Source organism: Enterococcus dongliensis, assembly GCF_031927985.1.
In the GTDB taxonomy this organism is placed as follows: Bacteria; Bacillota; Bacilli; order Lactobacillales; family Enterococcaceae; genus Enterococcus_A; species Enterococcus_A dongliensis.
This window is the reverse complement of the sequence record NZ_JARPZC010000003.1, coordinates 82921-100705: the sequence shown is the minus strand read 5'-3', so window position 1 is coordinate 100705 and position 17785 is coordinate 82921. Positions and strand designations below refer to the sequence as shown.

Below are 17785 nucleotides of genomic sequence, written 5' to 3'. Positions count from 1 at the left end.
CAATAATTTTACAAATTATAAGATAAATGTAATGATTAGTATACATTCATAAATGTGAGCGGGGTTTTGAGCGACTCATTTGTTATAAAGTAAGGAGTGGATATAGTGAAAAAAATAATCAGCGTAGGTTTGTCAGCGGTAGTATTAGTTGGCTTAGCAGGTTGTGGGTCTAATTCAGATGATTCGAGCGGTTCTAGTTCTACACAAAAAACAAGCCAATCTGTTAAGGTTTCCTCTGAGGGAGAAACGAGGGCGGACGTAAACGTGAGTGTTGCAGATGCAATTAAAGCCTACCAGGAAGCTTACCCAGATAGTGATATTACTTCGATTGATTTAGAAACATCTTTGGGAAAATATTTGTATAAAATTGAAGGTGTCGATGATGATAAAGAATATGAACTGCGAGTAGATGCCAATACTAAAGCTGTTTCTAAAGAGCGGGAAGAAAATTTAGATGCTGAAGATAGAAATGGTGTCAAAAGAACAGAAGACAAATTAGACTTAGAGGGTCTTTTAAGTATCGAACAAGTATCAGACATTGCTGAAAAACATGTCGGTAAGGGAGAAGCAGTTGACTGGAGCTTGGACAAAGATGCAGGAACTATGTATTGGGAAGTCAAGGTAATAGCAGGACAGGATGAAACAGAAGTTAAAATCGATGCAACATCAGGTGAAGTGTTAGAAACTGAAATTGATGATTAAATAAGAAAGTTCACGATAGAAAACGTATCGTGAACTTTTTTGCATGGATTATTTTCTTTTAAGTAGATTTATCTTGAAGATACAATAAATGAAATCAAACTTTCGGAAGTGGTGACTAATTTTGTCCCCACTCTGTTTTTTTAATTGACGATAAAAAAGTGTTAGAGCAGCTGTTTATCGTTGAATAAAAGTGTGGGGTATACAAAGTTTTTCTTGTTTATGATAAAAAAAAGCTTCAAAAGCAGACTGACCGACTTCGGCTAGATGGTGATCAATACTAGAAAAACCAAGCAATTGGCTGATTAATAAATTTTCACGACCAATTACTAAAGGGGGATTCTCATGATACTGAGTGAGTAGGACAGCAGCTACTTCATCTCCATTTGTTAAAATGCCATCAACGGTCCGTTGTTTAAAAAATTCAACTGCTTTTTGACCATCTTGATCATGGGCACAACAATCCCAAAAAATATTCTGTCTGTCAAAGCCAGGAAAAATTTCTTCGGCGATTTGCAAGGTCACTTTGGAATTATGACTGATATTTTTGCTGCGACCAAGTGTCATTCCTAAGTGTTTCACTCCATGATTTTTTAAGTATCGAAACGCTTCACGCAAAGAATTCTCAAGATTGTAATAAACACAATTAACAGGTTCATCCGGGATATTTTCGCAAAAAATAATCGGCCCATATCGATGATAGTCTTTAAAAACGCGAATGGGATTTGATTTGGTGGTAACGATCAGGCCATCATACGTTTTCATCGCAAATTCATCCAAGTAGTTTTTTTCAAGCTCTCGGTCATAATTTGTTGGCAATAAACTGACACGGTAGCGGTGAGTAAAAGCTGCTTGCATAATACCGCTGAGCATCTGGTCATAATAGGGGTGGTTGATAAAAGGTAAGATTACACCGATATTTTTTGTCTTGCCATAACTTAAATTTTGTGCTGATCGATTCGGGACATAATTTAGTTCTTTCATTACTGCCAAAATTTTTTCCCGCTTTTTTTCATCCACATAAGGATGATTATTGATGACACGAGAAATCGTGGAGACCGAATAACCAGTGATTTTTGCGATATCACGGATATTTGCCATGAAAATACACCTCTTCTAACTTTTCTAACTGATTAAATGTTCTTTTAAGTATTCCATCACACCAAGACCGGATTGATAAAAAGTATACCGACGATCTCGATAAAAGAAACTAATAATGGGACAGCCCAATACTTCATGAATAAACAAATGTTTGATTTCAACTAAGCGGAGTTTTTGAATAATCGGCCGCTTGAGTCCGCGGTTTCTTACAAGTTGTAATTGATCATCGGAAAAATGTAGGGAAACTTGAAAATGTTCTTGTAGATTTTCTTGCTGAACTGAGACATACGTATTCATAAACTTATTCCTCCTTTTTCTTTACAAGAGGAGTATAAATGATGAAACGAGTTTCATAGCAAGCATTTTAGTTTGTTAAAATAAAGTGAGTTGTTCTTGTTTGGTCTCAAATTTTTTTAAATAGCGAAAAATTTCTTCTGTCCGCCAAAGAATGCCGTGTTTGTTGCATGTTTTAATGAACAGTTCCATCAATCGTTCATTGTGGGGACTATGGCAGATGTAACTATTTCCAAAAGCATAGTGATATTTTTTCTTCATACCTGGGAAGTGTTTATCCAATTGTTGGTAAAAATAATCACGATTTCCATCACGGAGTGTTACACCAAATCCAAAACAGAGGATTCCTTTCACATCTGCTTTAATACAATAATCTAAAATTCCTTGCAGATTTTCTTCACTATCATTGATAAACGGTAGGATAGGAGAGAGCCAGACAATGGTTGGGATACCGGCAGCTTTAAATTTTAGGAGTGTTTCAAAACGTTCATAAGTCGTAGAGACATGAGGTTCCAAGATTTGGCACAATCCTTCATCATAGGTCGTCAACGTCATTTGAACTACAGCTTTTGTTTTTTGATTGATAGAGGCCAACAATTCCAAGTCTCGTAAAATTCGTGAGGATTTTGTTTGTATAGTCACACCAAATCCATAATGATCGATTAATCTCAATGCACCTTGTGTGATTTTTAGACGTGATTCCAATTGGATATATGGATCAGTCATAGCGCCTGTACTAATCATACAAGGATTTCGTCTCTTCTGTAATTCTCGTTCCAAAATTTCCAGAGCATGTTTCTTTACTTCGATATCTTCAAATACATGATCAATGTGGTAGCAGTTACTGCGACTGTCACAATAAATACAGCCATGAGTGCAGCCGCGAAAGAGGTTCAACCCATTTTTGGTTGAGAGTATTGTCTGATATTCTTTGTAATGCATAAACGGCCTCCTTCTAATCTACTGAATCTATTGCTGTATTTTTGGAACGAATGTTCGTAATTATTATCCCATAATTTTTTTAGGATAACAATCTAAAGCAAAGTAGGCGAGGCACATTCAAGAATGGATAAGCTCTTACTTTGATAAATTATTTATCGTGTAGATGAAACGAGGAAAATCAATGAGACTATCTTGAGATGAATAGAAATTCTTATTCAACTATAACTAGCTTAAATCTGAAAAGTAGTTCAATATCTATGTTTTGTTGAGAGCACTTGTAATCAATTGGAATGGTGAGTTCACTAAGAATAACGAAGTGGCAGAATAGATCTTTATTAAAAAAAGTAGCAAGATCAGAAAAATACTCTGATCTTGCTACTTTCTATCTATTTTTAGACTCCTAATAAAGGAGCAGGGTTAACAAAACTAGACCATAAAGCAGTGGATACACCAAAATGTAAATGGACACCAGTCGAATTTCCTGTCGTTCCCATGCCGCCTAAAACTTGTCCAGTGCTAACTTCTGAACCAACAGCGACGCTTGGTGCTGAGACCATATGCATATAGTATGAATAATAGCCATCTGGATGCTGAATCACTACATGATTACCTGCTGACCAATGAAAACCTGCTTCTACGACTGTCCCGCTTTTAGAGGCCATAATCGGGGTACCGGCAGAACCTGCAAAGTCAATGCCGTCATGTTGTCCGCCAGAAGCACCTGTTGGGTCTTGCCGCAAACCGAATGGACTAGTGACAGACAGACCAATTGATAAAGGTGAGGCCCAGCCATTGTTGTTTGCGGCAGGTTTTGTCTTATTTGTCGTAGGGGATGTTGTCACTTGATTGGCATTTGTATCAGTCACTGTTTGAGCTTGTTCTTGTTGTTGAATTGCTTGCTGTTCCTGTTTTTGTGCCTCTAATTGGGCAATCTCTGCTGCTTGTTTTTGCTTAGCAGTTTCTGCAGCATCCGCTTGTTTTTGTGCCTCTTCTGCTTGTTTCCGAGCATTTTCAGCTGCTATTTTTGCTTGTTTTTCTGCTTCGGCTTGTGCTTTTTCTCGGGCTGCTGTTTCTTTTCTTTTTTGTTCTTCTAAAGCTTTCAAAGCCGCTTGTCGTTTCTTTTCGGCCTCTTCTTTTTGTTTTTCGTATTTCTTTTTCTGATCCTTTTCAGTTGCGATACTTGCTTGAAGGGCGTTGATTTTTACTTGTTGATCTAACTTCATTTGTACGAGCTGTTCTTGTTTTGTTTTTAACTCAGTTGTTTTTTTATTGATTTGTTGTAAGCGTTGTTCTGCTTCTGCTTCAAGTTTTTCAAGTGCTATCTTATCTTTTTTTTGTTGTTCCATGATATCTTTACTTGCATTCAAGATTGTAGAGACAGCAACTGTTTTCTTCACAGCTTCGCCTACTGATTTGGCATTGATGACTACGTCTACGATCGAAGCACTATCATGATTTGTTTGGACGTCGCGTGCTTGGTTTCGTAGTTGGACTTCCCGTTTTTGGATCTTTTCTTGTAAAAGTCCGATTTTAGTTGTCAATTCACTTAATTTCTTTTCTTCATTGGTTTTTTCTTTCAAAACAGCAGCGACTTCTTGCTCAATGGCAGTTACTTGTTGTTCTAATACATTTTTTTGCTCTTCCACCGATTGTTCTGATTGCTGTAACTCAGTAATTTTTTTTTCTTGATCAGTGATTTTTTGATCGTACTCATTTGCTAAAACACTTAATGGTGCAGTGGTCAATGTTAAGGCACATAGCGTTAGTGCCGTATATTTTTTTAATTTAATCAATGGGTTCCCTCACTTTTCATCTTTCGAACTCAATTATATAAGAAGAAATAACTAAAAAGTGTGGAAAAGTTGAATTTTTATTTAACCGTATTGATTGTAATAGTAATGAAATATTTAATATACAAGAAGAACGAATTAAACAACTAAGAAAGTATCTATTTAATTGATATTTCTATTAGTAAAGAGAATGATAGTACCGATGGAGTTATCCTTAAAGTTAGGGTAGAATAAATCAAAAGTGTTAATTTCTCACTAAATAATAGAAGAAAATCGATTTTAATTGGAGGAATCATGATGAGTTGGAAAAACCAAACAGCAAAAGAAGAAGCCTATAAATTATTATTATTGCAACAAAAAGCATTGCTAGAAGGAGAAACCGATTTAATTGCTAATTTAGCGAATTCATCAGCATTGTTGAATCAAACACTGCAAGAAACTGTTTTTGCTGGATATTATTTGTTTAAACAGGACGAATTGATTTTAGGACCGTTCCAAGGAAATGTCTCGTGTGTCCATATTGCTATGGGGAAAGGCGTCTGTGGCGAAGCGGCAGAAAAAAATCAAACAATGATTGTTGAGAATGTTTTAGAACATAAGAATTATATCGCATGTGATTCAGCAGCACGTTCTGAGATTGTGGTTCCTATGAAAAAAAATGATCGATTGATCGGAGTGTTAGATTTAGATAGTTCAGAGATTGGTATGTATGATCAAATAGATCAATCATATTTGGAACAATATGTGTCGTTATTATTAGAAAATATCGATTAAAAATCGTTTTTCTATTAAAAATGCTGATTATTATCAGAAATAACACCGTTAATATAGTTTTTTACGCCGCTTAGTGCTATTATATAAGTGTAGTATAAAACGTTAATGAGGTGGTTGAATGAATAAAGAAGCGATTATTATAGGAGAAAGCTATGAATGCCGTAAAACTGATTTTGCTCGGCCGATCATTGGCGAAGTGATCCGTAAGGAAAATGACGGTTGCATTGTGAATGTTGAGCGTTTTTACGGACTGGATGCAGATAAAATTGACCAAGTAAATGGACAAGTATTAATCAAATATAGCGAGATAGCTGGGATTATTTCTAAAGAATGTTTCTTCAGTTAATCAATTGGTCTATTCGAAAAAACCACTCAAAATCAGTTTGAGTGGTTTTTTTCTGTATATGAATAAGCAGATGTCAGAAAATATCAAGTGTTTATTGACTTTTTTGGATAGAATGAATCAAATAATCCGCAAAATCTGTAGTAGACAACTCCTCGATAGCAAGCATCTGTGCGAAGTCATGGGTCATTTGTTTATTTAGTAAGGCTTGCTCAACTGCAGTAATGATTTTTTTGCTAGCTTTATTCCATCCAAGATGGTCCAACAGCATCGCAGCTGAAAGAAGTAAAGAGCAAGGATTTGCCCAACCTTTACCCGCAATATCAGGAGCGGTACCATGAGTTGCTTCAAAAATAGCATGTCCGGTCTGATAATTAATATTTGCTCCTGGTGAGATACCGATACCGCCAACTTGTGCAGCTAAAGCATCAGAAATATAATCCCCATTCAAATTTGTAGTAGCGACAACTTGATATTTTTCTGGATATAAAAGGATTTGTTGTAAAAAATTATCCGCGATAACATCATCTACAATGATTTTTCCGCTATCTTTTGCTTCCTCCCATGAATCATGGGCCTGTTTATTTCCGAACTCTGCAGCGATTTTTTTATAGTGATTCATTGTGAAAACTTGAGGATAATTTTTTTCAATCCATTCGTATCCCCAATTTTTAAATCCGCCTTCTGTGAATTTCATGATATTTCCTTTGTGGACTAGAATCACCCGTTTTTTCCCTTGTTTGATTGCATAATCGATTGCAGCTGTAATCAAACGTTGGCTTCCTTCTTGAGAGATTGGCTTGATCCCTAAAGCGCTTGTTAGGGGGAAGCGAACATTGGTCACTGATAATTGATCGGTGAGAAAACTCAAGAGTTGTTTTACTTCAGCAGAATCTTTGGCAAATTCAATGCCAGCATAGACATCTTCAGTATTTTCTCGAAAGATTGTTATCTCTGTTTTTTCAGGTGCTTTTAAAGGGGAAGGCACTCCTTTAAAGTAGCGTACAGGACGCACACAAGCGTATAGGTCAAGTTCTTGCCGCAATGTGACATTCAATGAACGAAATCCTTCACCAATAGGGGTAGTCAACGGACCTTTGATCGCAAGTTTATATTTTTTTATAGCTTCTAAGGTCGTTTCAGGAAGCCATGCCCCAGTTTGATCAAAAGCTTTTTGTCCAGCAAGTACTTCTAGCCATTCAATTTTTTTTTGATCTTGATACGCAGAATAGACGGCAGCATCAACAACTTTTTGTGTTGCTTGCCAGATTTCTGGTCCGATCCCATCGCCTTCAATATAAGGGATGATCTGTGATAGATTCGTCATTAAGCTTGCTCCTTTTGCATTTTTTTATTGATAACTAAAGGCAAGATCCCTTGATTTTTCCAATAGATGATATCAGCTTTCGAATCGAAACGTAATTTGACTTTAAAATGGATTGTCTGTTCTCCTTTAGCAGTTACATCAATGATTTGATTGATAGTAGGATTTTCAGGAAGATTAAAACGATAACTTTCCATCCCTGTTAATCCAAGGGTTTCTGCGGTTTCTCCTGAAAGATATTCAAAAGGAACAACGCCCATCATTACTAGATTGCTTCGATGGATTCGTTCATAGCTTTCTGCTAATACGGCTTTGACGCCTAAAAGATTCGTCCCCTTAGCCGCCCAGTCACGAGAAGAACCCATTCCGTAATCTTTTCCAGCAAGAATTAATGTCCCGATTTTTTCCTTTTGATAATACATCGCTGCATCATAAATCGAGAGTTCTTCGCCAGTTGTTGCTAACTTGGTATAACCGCCTGTGGTTTCAGGAGTTAGTTGATTCTGGATTCGAATATTGCCAAAAGTTCCCCGCATCATGACTTCATGATTTCCACGCCTAGAGCCAAAGGAATTAAAATCTTTGTAAGCTATGCCGTGAGCTTTTAAATATTTTCCAGCCGGGGATTGAAGTCCGATGTTTCCAGCTGGAGAAATATGATCTGTCGTCACTGTATCACCAAATTTGGCTAAAACGCTCAAATTATTCAGGCCAGTCTCACTTGTGGGCTGATGGATAGTAGTGAAAAAGGGTGGATTAGCAATGTAAGTCGACGCATCTTCCCATTCATAGCAATCGCCTTTGGATGTTTCAATTTGGTTCCAGCGTTCATTTGAGTGATAAATATTTTTGTAAGCATCACGAAAGTCATCAGGATTTAAGAAATCATTGATATAGGCATTCACCTCTTCTTGAGTAGGCCATAGATCTTGCAAATAAATTTCTTTGTCAGCAATTACTGCTAAGGGTTCTCTTGTTAAGTCCTTTTTGATTGTTCCAGCTAAAGCATAGGCGATGACTAAAGGAGGAGAAGCCAAATAATTTGCCTTGATTAGTGGGTGGATCCGACCTTCAAAATTCCGATTTCCAGATAATACGGCTGATACGACCAATTCACTTTCTTTCAAACTCGTTTCGATCTCGGTATCCAAAGGCCCCGAGTTTCCTATACACGTGGTACAACCATAACCGACAATATCAAATCCTAATTCAGCTAAAGGTTCGAGTAAATGGCCCTTTTCTAAATATTGCGTTACGATTTTTGAGCCTGGAGCTAGTGACGTCTTAATAGTTGTAGGGACATGTAGTCCCAGTTTTACGGCATTTTTTGCTAATAATCCCGCAGCTACCATGACAGAGGGATTGCTTGTATTAGTGCAGCTAGTAATCGCAGCTAGAACTAAATCACCTGTTTCGATAGAAGCTTCTGTTTTTTGTAAAACGACTTTTCGATGAATCTCATCAATATCCAAGCCAAAGCCTTGTGGTCCGGTGGGTTTAGTCAAGGAATCTTGAAAGTTTTCTGCTACTTCAGCTAGAGGAATCCTGTCTTGTGGACGTTTGGGACCTGCAAGAGAAGAATGGACAGTTGCTAAATCTAAGGTAATTATTCGCGTATAAGTAGGTGTTTCAGTCCCATCATAGAAGAGCTGATTTTGTTTTGCATAAGCTTCAACCAAGTTCACTTGTTCTTCGGAACGTCCAGTCAAACGAAGATATCTTAATGTTTCTTCATCGATTGGACAAAAACCGCAAGTAGCACCATATTCAGGTGCCATATTCGCGATCGTTGCCCGATCAGAAAGACTCAAACTTTTATAACCAGATCCAAAATATTCGACAAATTTTCCGACAACTTTTTCATTACGCAAAAGTTCAGTCAAGTAAAGGGCTAAATCAGTTGCTGTCGCACCAGGACTCAATGTTCCGGTTATTTCCACACCGATAACTTCTGGTGTAGGAAAATATGAAGCTTCGCCTAAAATGGCTGCTTCTGCTTCAATCCCACCAACGCCCCAACCCAATACGCCTAATCCATTAATCATCGTTGTATGTGAATCAGTTCCTTCTAAAGAGTCTGGAAACACCAGGTTTTTCTCGTTTTTTATAACAACATCCGATAAATATTCAAGATTGACTTGATGGATGATCCCAGTTTCGGGCGGAACGACATTAAAGTTATCAAAGGCTTGTTGAGCCCATTTTAAAAATTGATAACGTTCATGATTGCGTTCAAATTCTTTCTCGGTATTATAGGACAAACTCTCTTTCGTTCCTGCACGATCTACTTGAACAGAGTGGTCCACGACTAAAGTGACCGGGATTTCAGGATTGATGACTTTTGGGTCACCTCCTAATTGAACGACTGCATCACGCATTGCAGCAAGATCGACAACAGCAGGAACGCCTGTAAAATCTTGTAAGACAACTCGTGACGGACGGAAAGGAACCACACCAGTGGGATGTTTTGCATCAAAAGCAATCAAATTCTCCAAATCAGTGATTTCTTGATGACGAGCTAGACTTTCTAATAATACGCGGATACTATATGGGAAATCAGAAATTTTTTTCTGATAATCAGCAACAATCGATGCAAGATCAAAATATGTATAATGTTCGTTATTAACGAAAAGTTCTTTTTTCCAGTTCAATAAAAATCCCCTCCTGAATACGTTATCGTTTAGATTTAATGGTTATATTATACGAATAAAAAAAAAGAAAGTAAATGAAATTATTAAAAGTATTTCATTTTATAGCAATGATGTTATAATGTTTTCTAACTTGATTGTAAAGATGAAAATAGTTAGGAGGACACACAGATGTTAGATTTAAACAAAATGGCTGGTGTATGTCAAAAAGAAGACCATTTAGAGGCTTCTTTATATACAAGACACCAAGTAAAAAGAGGATTACGAGATCTCGATGGAAAAGGTGTTTTAGCCGGTCTTACCAACATTTCTACGATCCATTCGCAAGTCATGGATGGCGACAAATTAATTTCTAACGAAGGGGAATTACGCTACCGCGGAATCACTATTAATGAGTTAGTGGAAGGATTTGTTTCTGAAGAACGTTTGGGGTTTGAAGAAATCAGTTATTTGTTATTATTTGGTACATTGCCAACTCAAGTCGAACTAGCAGAATTCAAGGAATCCATTGGTAAAAGACGAACACTTCCAACTAATTTTGTGCGTGATGTTATTATGAAAGCCCCCTCACATAATATTATGAATGTCATGAGCCGCAGTGTTCTGACATTAGGATGTTATGATCAAAAAGCAGATGATATTAGTATTGAGAATGTTTTGGATCAAAGTCTATCCCTGATTGCTACTTTTCCAATGATTGCAGTGTACTCATACCACGCTTATAATCACTACAGTAAAGGTGAAAGTATGTATATCCACCGTCCAGATGAACATTTGAGCACAGCAGAAGCTATTTTAACGATGTTGCGTCCAGATAAAAAATACACCTTTCAGGAAGCGCAAACGTTAGATATGGCCTTAGTTTTACATATGGAACACGGCGGAGGAAACAACTCGACTTTTACGACTCGCGTTGTGACTTCCAGTGGTACAGATACTTATTCGACTATTGCAGCAGCATTGGGTTCATTAAAAGGGCCTAAACACGGCGGTGCCAATATCAAAGTCACTCAAATGATGGAGGATTTAAAAACCAACATCACCAATTGTGAAGATGAAAATGAGATACGAGATTATTTAGAAAAAATTTTGAATAAAGAGGCTTTCGATAAACAAGGATTGATCTACGGAATGGGCCACGCTGTTTATGCTGAATCTGATCCACGAGCAGAGATATTCAAACATTATGTAGAAAAATTAGCAGTGGAAAAAGGATCTGAGGCTGCTGCTGAATTTAATTTATACCGTAAAGTCGAACGTTTGGCGCCAGAGATTATTATGAAAAAACGTAAGGTCTATAAAGGCGTCAGTGCAAATATCGATTTTTTCAGCGGATTTGTTTATCATATGTTAGATCTGCCGCAAGAATTGTATACACCGATGTTCGCTATTGCTCGGATCGTCGGTTGGTCCGCTCATCGCATCGAAGAGTTGGTCAATGTGCAAAAAATCATACGTCCTGCTTATATGGAAGTTTCTAAAAATCGTAAATACCAAGAAATAAAAGAACGCAAATAAAAATACGTCTGGATATAATAAACAATTCAAAAGGTTAGATTTTTCTGGTTTTCAATGTTTGTCCCAATTGATTTTGCTGGGCTTGTTTGATAGTTTTCATTGACAAGTGAAAATTTCTCTGCTATTTTATTAACAATCAATGAAACGCGATGAAAAAGAAAGTAAAGTAATAGCAGTTGCTAAGAGAGTTCCTGTTTGGTGAGAAGGAATGCGAATGAATTACTTGAAAATGGCTTTTGAGCGGATTTCCCGAATGTTTAAGGAAATACGGATGCTCCCGTTAACAAAGCACAGTCTCCAAGAAAGATTTTTTGGGTACTGATTGAGGTAAGATCTGTGAGGATTTTACGATTAAAGGTGGTAACGCATAGTCAATGCCCTTAGCAATTTTTGCTAAGGGCATTTTTTGTGTATGAAGTAAGGGTGACGACCCTAAGAAAAAACCAATAATCAACCTCAAAAATTGGAAGGTGGAATTTTTATGGCAGGATTTTTAGTAGTACAAACTGATTTCGGGTTACAAGATGGTGCAGTCAATGCGATGTATGGTGTAGCTTACCAAGTGGATCCAGCATTAAATATCAATAATTTGACGCATGAGATTGACCCATACAATATACATGATGCTAGTTATCGTTTATTACAAGCGGCTACTTATTGGCCAGCTGGAACAGTGTTTGTTTCGGTCGTCGATCCAGGAGTGGGTTCAACACGGCGTAGTGTCGTCGCAGAGTTGAAAGATGGACAATATGTAATCACTCCAGATAATGGGACATTGACTTACTTAGCACAGTATGTGGGGATTAAAGAAGTACGACAAATCGATGAAGAGACGCAACGATTACCGGGATCATCAGAAAGTCATACGTTTCATGGACGAGATGTATATGTTTATAATGGTGCTCGTTTAGCTAGTCAACAGGTGACTTTTGCTGAATTGGGTTCAGTTATCCCAATGAATGAATGGGTGACTTTTCCATTAGTTGCTCCCGTCCAAAATGAAAATAAAATTATTGGGACAATCGATATTACTGACATTCGTTTTGGCTCATTATGGACAAATATTCCTGTGGACTTTTTCAAAAGCTGGCAAGTTGAATATGGACAAAGTCTACGAGTAAAAATATACTATCAAGGTGTAGTTCGCTACCAAGATGCCGTCATCTTTGGTCGCTCATTCGCTCAAGTCGCTCCAAAAGAAGCAGTGCTTTATATTAATTCATTATTAAATGTTGGTCTGGGAATCAACTTGGATTCATTTTCTACTGTGTATAAGATTGGGACCGGCAATGATTGGACGATTGAACTAACAAAAATTTAAGTATGTATCAAGTATTAATTGGAGGAGAAAAAGTATGAATAAAAAATTTACAGTAAAACACATTGTAGCAATTGGTATCGGAGCAGCAGTTTTCTTTATCTTGAAACGGTTTGTGACTATTCCAACCGGGATTCCAAATACAGATATTGCGACAGCGTATCCTTTTTTAGCGTTATTAGGAGTAGTTTATGGACCAATCGTTGCCGGGTTAGCCGGATTCATCGGACATGCCTTGGGTGATTTGACGACTTATGGTGCATGGTGGTCATGGATCATTGCTTCGGGAATTTTAGGTGTTTTCTTTGGTTTGTTAGCAAAACGAATCCCAATTGAAGAAGGGATCTTTGGCAAAAAGGAAATCGGTACTTTTGTAGTTGGTGAAACAATCGCTAATTTGATTACTTGGGTCGTTATCGCACCGATTGGGGATATTTTGATCTATGCCGAAGCACCAAGCAAAGTCTTTACACAAGGAATCGTAGCCGGAATCACAAATGCGATTGTCACAGGAATCATTGGAGTCATCTTGTTAAAAGCATACGCACAGACAAAAACAAAAAAAGGTAGTTTGAATAAAGAAGCTTAGAACGCGGGGAAATAAAATGATCGAGTTTCGTAATTTTACATTTCAATATGATAGTCAAGCTGAACCAACATTAAAAGATATTCAGTTGACCATTCGCCCAGGAGAAAAGATATTAATCATGGGACCTAGCGGCTCTGGAAAATCAACTCTGGGAAAATGTCTCAACGGTATTATTCCACAAAATGAACAGGGACATTTCACTGGTAGTCTGACAATCAATGGGAAAACTTTTGGGGAAGCTTCTATTTATGATCTTTCATTAGATGTGGGAACCGTACTACAAGATACGGATAGTCAATTTGTTGGACTAACGGTAGCAGAAGATATCGCTTTTTCACTAGAAAATGAAATGATAGAGCAAAAAGAAATGCGCGACGCAGTGAATTACTGGTCAGAAAAGACCAATCTAGCTGCACAGCTAAAAAAGCGCCCGCAAGACCTTTCTGGTGGACAAAAACAGCGGGTGACGATGGCGGGTGTATTGATTGATGAGACGCCGATTCTTTTGTTTGATGAGCCCTTAGCCAATCTTGATCCGCAGACAGGCTATGAAGCAATTCAGATGATCGACCAACTGTATCAGTCGCAAAAATTTACGACGATCATTATTGAACACCGTTTAGAGGAGGTATTAGCCGCATCAATCGATCGAGTCATCTTGATGGATGAAGGGATGATAATCGCTGATATGACACCAACTGAGCTGCTAAAAAGTGATCTATTGGCTAAATACGGGATTCGGGAACCACTTTATCTCACAGCATTAAAGCGAGCCGGAATTTCTTTGACAGACTTTTCAGAGCTGACACAAGTTGATTCATTGGTTTCGCCGGAAATCTCGGCAGCATTAGCCAAAGAACAAGGCACTTTCCGATTACCTGCTGAAAAAAAGGTACCTTTACTCACTTTAAATAAAGTATCTTTTGGCTTTGGTGCTGAATTGGTAATTAAAGACATTGATTTGACGCTCTATCAAGGAGAGATGGTCAGTTTAGTAGGTCATAACGGTGCCGGAAAATCGACACTCTCTAATCTGATTACTGGTTTTCATTCTTTGCAGACAGGTAGACTGTTATGGAAGGATCATTCGATTGCAGAAGAAAGTATCAAAGAACGAGCGGATAAGATTGGTTATGTTCTACAAAACAGTAGTCAGATGCTTTCTAAGAATCTGATCTTTGATGAGGTTGCTCTAGGTCTAGAGAATCGAGGGATTGATCCTGAAATAATTCAAGCTAAAGTATTGGATACTTTGAAAGTTTGTGGTCTCTATGAATTTCGTAATTGGCCGATTTCAGCATTGAGTCATGGACAAAAACGAAGAGTTGCAATTGCTTCGATTTTAGTGCTTGAACCTGAATTGTTAATCCTTGATGAACCCACAGCTGGTCAAGATTATTATCATTACAATGAAATGATGGTATTTTTACGTCAGCTAAATCAACAAGGAATTACGATTTTGATGATCACTCATGATATGCATCTGATGTTAGAACATACTCGGCGAACGCTCGTGTTAAAAGACGGCCAGATCATCGCTGATAAAACACCGGCTGATGTACTATCATCGGCAGAACTGGTGACTTCAGCTAGTCTACGCGAAACAAGTTTGTACCGTTTGGCGAAAAATAATCATTTAACTGATGCTGCAGGATTTGTGTCGGCATTTATCCAACATGAGGAGGGTACTGATGGAGAATAATCTGATAGGTTATCTGCCAAAAAAAACAGTGATTCATCAACTTAGCGGATTCACAAAACTTCTCTGTTTTTTAATGATCTCGATCGTCGGTATGATCTCTTACGATACTCGATTTTTATTGGGTTTAGCCGTATTTTCAGCCATCGTTTTCCGAGTAGCAGAAATCAGTTATCATGAGATCGCCTTTGTTTTAAAATTCATCGCCTTTTTTTCTATCTTGAATTTATTGACAGTCTATTTGTTCGCACCTGAATATGGAGTGATAATTTATGGGACGCGTCATGTAATCTTTGCAGGGATCGGCCGGTATACACTGACTCAAGAGCAGCTTTTTTATGAATTCAACTTGTTGATCAAATACTTCGTTACGATCCCACCAGGTTTGATTTTTATTTTGACTACAAATCCAAGCGAGTTAGCATCAAGTATCCATCGAGTGGGCGGTTCCTATAAGATTGCTTATGCTTTTTCTTTAGCACTACGCTATATTCCAGATATTCAAGAAGATTTTCGAACGATTTCTAAAGCACAACAAGCGCGAGGAAATGAACTTTCCAAGAAAGCTTCATTGATGAAACGAGTGCGGGGAAATCTAACCATTGCGATTCCTTTGATTTTTTCAAGTTTGGAACGAATTGAAACGATTTCTTCTGCAATGGAACTTCGGCGTTTTGGCAAGAAAAAAGGGCGTACGTGGTTGCTGGCTAAACCTTTGAAAGGCCCAGATTATCTTGCGTTATTAATTGTAATCTTATTATGTTCAGCAGATATTTTCTTATTGCTGGTCAACGGCGGACGTTTTTATAATCCTTTTCGCTAAAAGAGAACAAAAAACGAAGTCTTCCAATTAGGAGACTTCGTTTTTTTGTTCGTGTGGATTTACAGTAGGACGATGGCTAACTAAAAACAACAGTAAAATAAAAATAATGCTAATAGTTAGATACACACTGTGATAACCAGCTAGTTGGAGATGTTTCAATAGAAAGATTCGTTGATTAATCACACCGAGAAAGGTCACCATAAAACTTTGACCAAGTGTCCGACACAATGTGATGAATCCTGAAACAGTGCTAAGATTTTGCTGAGTAGCATAGGCTTGAGCAGCAATTACACTGATAGTCACACCCGTTCCGATAAAAAAACCAAGCAAACTCGAGAAAATAAGTAAGACCATGTATCCGGTATTGCCGGGCAGAACACTCAAAGATAAAAATCCAAGTAAAGCTCCTCCAACAATTAATTGTAACAAAAGTTTTTGTCCGAAACGGTTTAAAAGCTTACCAGAATAATAAGAGCCGAGAATAAAAAATAAGGAAGAGGGTAATAAGGCTAAACCAGCAGAAGTAGGTGATAAATGCAATTCCGTTTGAATCCACATAGGAAGATAAACTTGAAAACCGATCAACGCGCCATTGATCAAAAAGACACAAATTGTCAGCAAGGAAAAATCATAAATAGTCATCGTACTGATTGGAAGAATCGGGTCATGCTCTTTTTTTCTTGACGATAAAAGAAGAGGAGTACGAAAAGCCCTGCAATCAAAATTACTGTACCTAATAAAAAATAGGTACTAAATAATTGGATGCCACTCAGCAATAGCAATAAACCGGCAATAAGATAAGTATATTGATGGAAAGTTCCTTTTTGAGAGATAGTCTGAGGCCGTTTTTCTTTATAAGAGATTTGTACGATAAGAAGAACGATGAGTACAATGGGGACATTGATAAAGAAAATCCAATGCCAAGTGAGTTGTTTCAAAATCAGTCCGCCAATTAACGGAGCAATCAATGAAGCGATTCCCCAAGCAGAATTATTCAAGCCCATAATTTTTCCACGAGTACTGATATCAAACAATTCACCAATCAAAGCAAAGGTCATAGGCATAATCCCCCCTGCACCAATTCCTTGAATGACTCGAGAACCAAAAAGCATCCAACTGGAGATAGAGAGACCACAAAGAATTGTTCCCAATAAAAAAAGTAAAAGTCCTATTTGAAAAATTCTTTTTTTCCCATAATTATCTGCTAAGCGACCAAAAATAGGTGTAGCCAAGGCACTGGAAAACAAATAAGTTGCAAAAATCAATGATGTTAAGTTGGCACTGCCCAGATCACTGACAATTGAACGAGTTGCCGTAACAACAATCGTAGATTCAATGGCTGTTACTAGAGTAGCTAGATAAATCGCACTGACCATCCATTTAGTGTTTGTCTTATACACGTTTTTTTCCTCCAAACAGAACATTTTATTTGACTAAGCTCATTATATGTTTTATTATTTGCTTGCGCAAGTAAATAAACTTTTAGAAAGAAGTGAATAGATTGCACCACGAAATTAGTAAGACCGATGCACTGAAACAATTACCTATCGTCAGTCGTAAATATATCAAATTAATCGATAATTACCTTGCTCCGTATCAATTAAATTCAAGCCTTTACTATTATATTTTAAAGCTGCATGATTTTGGCGATCTTCCCCAAGAAAAATTAGTTCAACTAACTGGAGTCAATGCGAGTAATGTTACAAGAGCAATCCAAAAATTAATGGATAGTCAGTATGTTTTACGTAAAGAAAATCCTGAAGATCGGCGAGGCTACGTACTTTCTTTGACAGGTACTGGAAAAGAGATGTATCAAGTTATATCTGAAGCGTTACAAAAAGCGAATACCGTATTTTTTGCTCCTTTAACATCGGAGGAACAGACAGCGTTTATTGCAACTATCAATAAATTGAGTGAATAACT

Annotated in this window: 17 protein-coding genes and 1 other annotated feature; of the genes, 9 read left to right on the top strand and 8 right to left on the bottom strand. The window is 37.5% G+C overall.

Annotated elements, in window-relative coordinates; genetic code table 11:
• Positions 1–102 precede the first annotated feature (102 nt).
• The gene (locus tag P7D84_RS03460; RefSeq protein ID WP_376716911.1) at positions 103–702 is read left to right on the top strand and encodes a PepSY domain-containing protein; all 600 of its coding nucleotides are present in this window, start codon (positions 103–105) and stop codon (positions 700–702) included.
• Positions 703–876: 174 nt separating this feature from the next.
• Here P7D84_RS03460 and P7D84_RS03455 read toward each other — a convergent pair whose 3' ends face one another.
• From P7D84_RS03455 to P7D84_RS03440, 4 genes are all read right to left on the bottom strand, one after another.
• Positions 877–1800, bottom strand: a complete 924-nt coding sequence (locus tag P7D84_RS03455; protein WP_311805025.1) for a LacI family DNA-binding transcriptional regulator — start codon at positions 1798–1800, stop codon at positions 877–879.
• A 24-nt stretch (positions 1801–1824) separates the two neighbouring features.
• Positions 1825–2097 (bottom strand): hypothetical protein, encoded by a 273-nt coding sequence (locus tag P7D84_RS03450; RefSeq protein ID WP_137604471.1) that lies wholly within the window; start codon positions 2095–2097, stop codon positions 1825–1827.
• Positions 2098–2172: 75 nt separating this feature from the next.
• Complete coding sequence (locus tag P7D84_RS03445; protein WP_311805024.1) at positions 2173–3036, bottom strand: SPL family radical SAM protein; 864 nt, start codon at positions 3034–3036, stop codon at positions 2173–2175.
• A gap of 392 nt (positions 3037–3428) precedes the next feature.
• On the bottom strand, positions 3429–4829 hold the full coding sequence (locus tag P7D84_RS03440; RefSeq protein ID WP_311805023.1) for a M23 family metallopeptidase: 1401 nt from the start codon (positions 4827–4829) through the stop codon (positions 3429–3431).
• Positions 4830–5123: 294 nt separating this feature from the next.
• Between P7D84_RS03440 and msrC the strand changes: the two genes are divergently transcribed.
• Positions 5124–5600 (top strand): free L-methionine (R)-S-oxide reductase MsrC, encoded by a 477-nt coding sequence (gene msrC / locus P7D84_RS03435; protein WP_137604474.1) that lies wholly within the window; start codon positions 5124–5126, stop codon positions 5598–5600.
• Between the two features lie 118 nt (positions 5601–5718).
• A complete protein-coding gene (locus P7D84_RS03430; RefSeq protein ID WP_137604475.1) occupies positions 5719–5946 on the top strand; it encodes a hypothetical protein in 228 nt (75 codons plus the stop codon).
• Between the two features lie 91 nt (positions 5947–6037).
• Here the strand turns inward: P7D84_RS03430 and icd are convergent, their stop codons facing one another.
• Both icd and acnA read right to left on the bottom strand, forming a co-directional pair.
• Positions 6038–7270 carry an NADP-dependent isocitrate dehydrogenase gene (icd, locus tag P7D84_RS03425; RefSeq protein ID WP_311805022.1) on the bottom strand — a complete coding sequence of 411 codons (1233 nt, stop codon included), beginning with the start codon at positions 7268–7270 and terminating at the stop codon, positions 6038–6040.
• A complete protein-coding gene (gene acnA, locus P7D84_RS03420; RefSeq protein WP_311805021.1) occupies positions 7270–9918 on the bottom strand; it encodes an aconitate hydratase AcnA in 2649 nt (882 codons plus the stop codon). Before acnA ends, icd begins: the two co-directional genes overlap by 1 nt.
• Positions 9919–10086: 168 nt before the next feature.
• Here acnA and P7D84_RS03415 point away from each other — a divergent pair, with 168 nt between their 5' ends.
• The 5 genes from P7D84_RS03415 (at position 10087) to P7D84_RS03395 (ending at position 15862) form a co-directional block, all read left to right on the top strand.
• A complete protein-coding gene (locus P7D84_RS03415; protein ID WP_311805019.1) occupies positions 10087–11433 on the top strand; it encodes a citrate/2-methylcitrate synthase in 1347 nt (448 codons plus the stop codon).
• 140 nt (positions 11434–11573) lie between these two features.
• Positions 11574–11818: a binding site (T-box leader), on the top strand.
• A gap of 96 nt (positions 11819–11914) precedes the next feature.
• Positions 11915–12754: an SAM hydrolase/SAM-dependent halogenase family protein gene (locus P7D84_RS03410; RefSeq protein WP_311801298.1), complete on the top strand. Its 840-nt coding sequence runs from the start codon at positions 11915–11917 to the stop codon at positions 12752–12754.
• A 34-nt stretch (positions 12755–12788) separates the two neighbouring features.
• Positions 12789–13340, top strand: coding sequence for an ECF-type riboflavin transporter substrate-binding protein (locus tag P7D84_RS03405; protein ID WP_311805017.1), 552 nt, complete (start codon positions 12789–12791; stop codon positions 13338–13340).
• Positions 13341–13356: 16 nt separating this feature from the next.
• Positions 13357–15042, top strand: a complete 1686-nt coding sequence (locus tag P7D84_RS03400) for an ABC transporter ATP-binding protein (protein ID WP_311805015.1) — start codon at positions 13357–13359, stop codon at positions 15040–15042.
• Complete coding sequence (locus tag P7D84_RS03395; RefSeq protein WP_311805013.1) at positions 15032–15862, top strand: energy-coupling factor transporter transmembrane component T family protein; 831 nt, start codon at positions 15032–15034, stop codon at positions 15860–15862. Before P7D84_RS03400 ends, P7D84_RS03395 begins: the two co-directional genes overlap by 11 nt.
• Before the next feature lie 27 nt (positions 15863–15889).
• On the opposite strand, the gene P7D84_RS03390 is transcribed toward P7D84_RS03395, so the two are convergent.
• Entirely contained in the window at positions 15890–16504 is a 615-nt protein-coding gene (locus tag P7D84_RS03390) for an MFS transporter (RefSeq protein WP_311805011.1), read from the bottom strand.
• Positions 16501–17262, bottom strand: coding sequence for an MFS transporter (locus tag P7D84_RS03385; RefSeq protein WP_311805010.1), 762 nt, complete (start codon positions 17260–17262; stop codon positions 16501–16503). Before P7D84_RS03385 ends, P7D84_RS03390 begins: the two co-directional genes overlap by 4 nt.
• 101 nt (positions 17263–17363) lie before the next feature.
• On the opposite strand from P7D84_RS03385, the gene P7D84_RS03380 reads away from it, so the two are divergent.
• The gene (locus tag P7D84_RS03380) at positions 17364–17783 is read left to right on the top strand and encodes a MarR family winged helix-turn-helix transcriptional regulator (protein ID WP_311805009.1); all 420 of its coding nucleotides are present in this window, start codon (positions 17364–17366) and stop codon (positions 17781–17783) included.
• The last annotated feature ends 2 nt before the right edge of the window (positions 17784–17785 follow it).

Coding starts and splice junctions, on each gene's coding strand:
- P7D84_RS03455 (WP_311805025.1), bottom strand. CDS start 1,800: ATGGCAAATATCCGTGATATCGCAAAAATCACTGGTTATTCGGTCTCC.
- P7D84_RS03450 (WP_137604471.1), bottom strand. CDS start 2,097: ATGAATACGTATGTCTCAGTTCAGCAAGAAAATCTACAAGAACATTTT.
- P7D84_RS03445 (WP_311805024.1), bottom strand. CDS start 3,036: ATGCATTACAAAGAATATCAGACAATACTCTCAACCAAAAATGGGTTG.
- msrC (WP_137604474.1), top strand. CDS start 5,124: ATGAGTTGGAAAAACCAAACAGCAAAAGAAGAAGCCTATAAATTATTA.
- P7D84_RS03430 (WP_137604475.1), top strand. CDS start 5,719: ATGAATAAAGAAGCGATTATTATAGGAGAAAGCTATGAATGCCGTAAA.
- icd (WP_311805022.1), bottom strand. CDS start 7,270: ATGACGAATCTATCACAGATCATCCCTTATATTGAAGGCGATGGGATC.
- P7D84_RS03415 (WP_311805019.1), top strand. CDS start 10,087: ATGTTAGATTTAAACAAAATGGCTGGTGTATGTCAAAAAGAAGACCAT.
- P7D84_RS03410 (WP_311801298.1), top strand. CDS start 11,915: ATGGCAGGATTTTTAGTAGTACAAACTGATTTCGGGTTACAAGATGGT.
- P7D84_RS03405 (WP_311805017.1), top strand. CDS start 12,789: ATGAATAAAAAATTTACAGTAAAACACATTGTAGCAATTGGTATCGGA.
- P7D84_RS03400 (WP_311805015.1), top strand. CDS start 13,357: ATGATCGAGTTTCGTAATTTTACATTTCAATATGATAGTCAAGCTGAA.
- P7D84_RS03395 (WP_311805013.1), top strand. CDS start 15,032: ATGGAGAATAATCTGATAGGTTATCTGCCAAAAAAAACAGTGATTCAT.
- P7D84_RS03390 (WP_311805011.1), bottom strand. CDS start 16,504: ATGACTATTTATGATTTTTCCTTGCTGACAATTTGTGTCTTTTTGATC.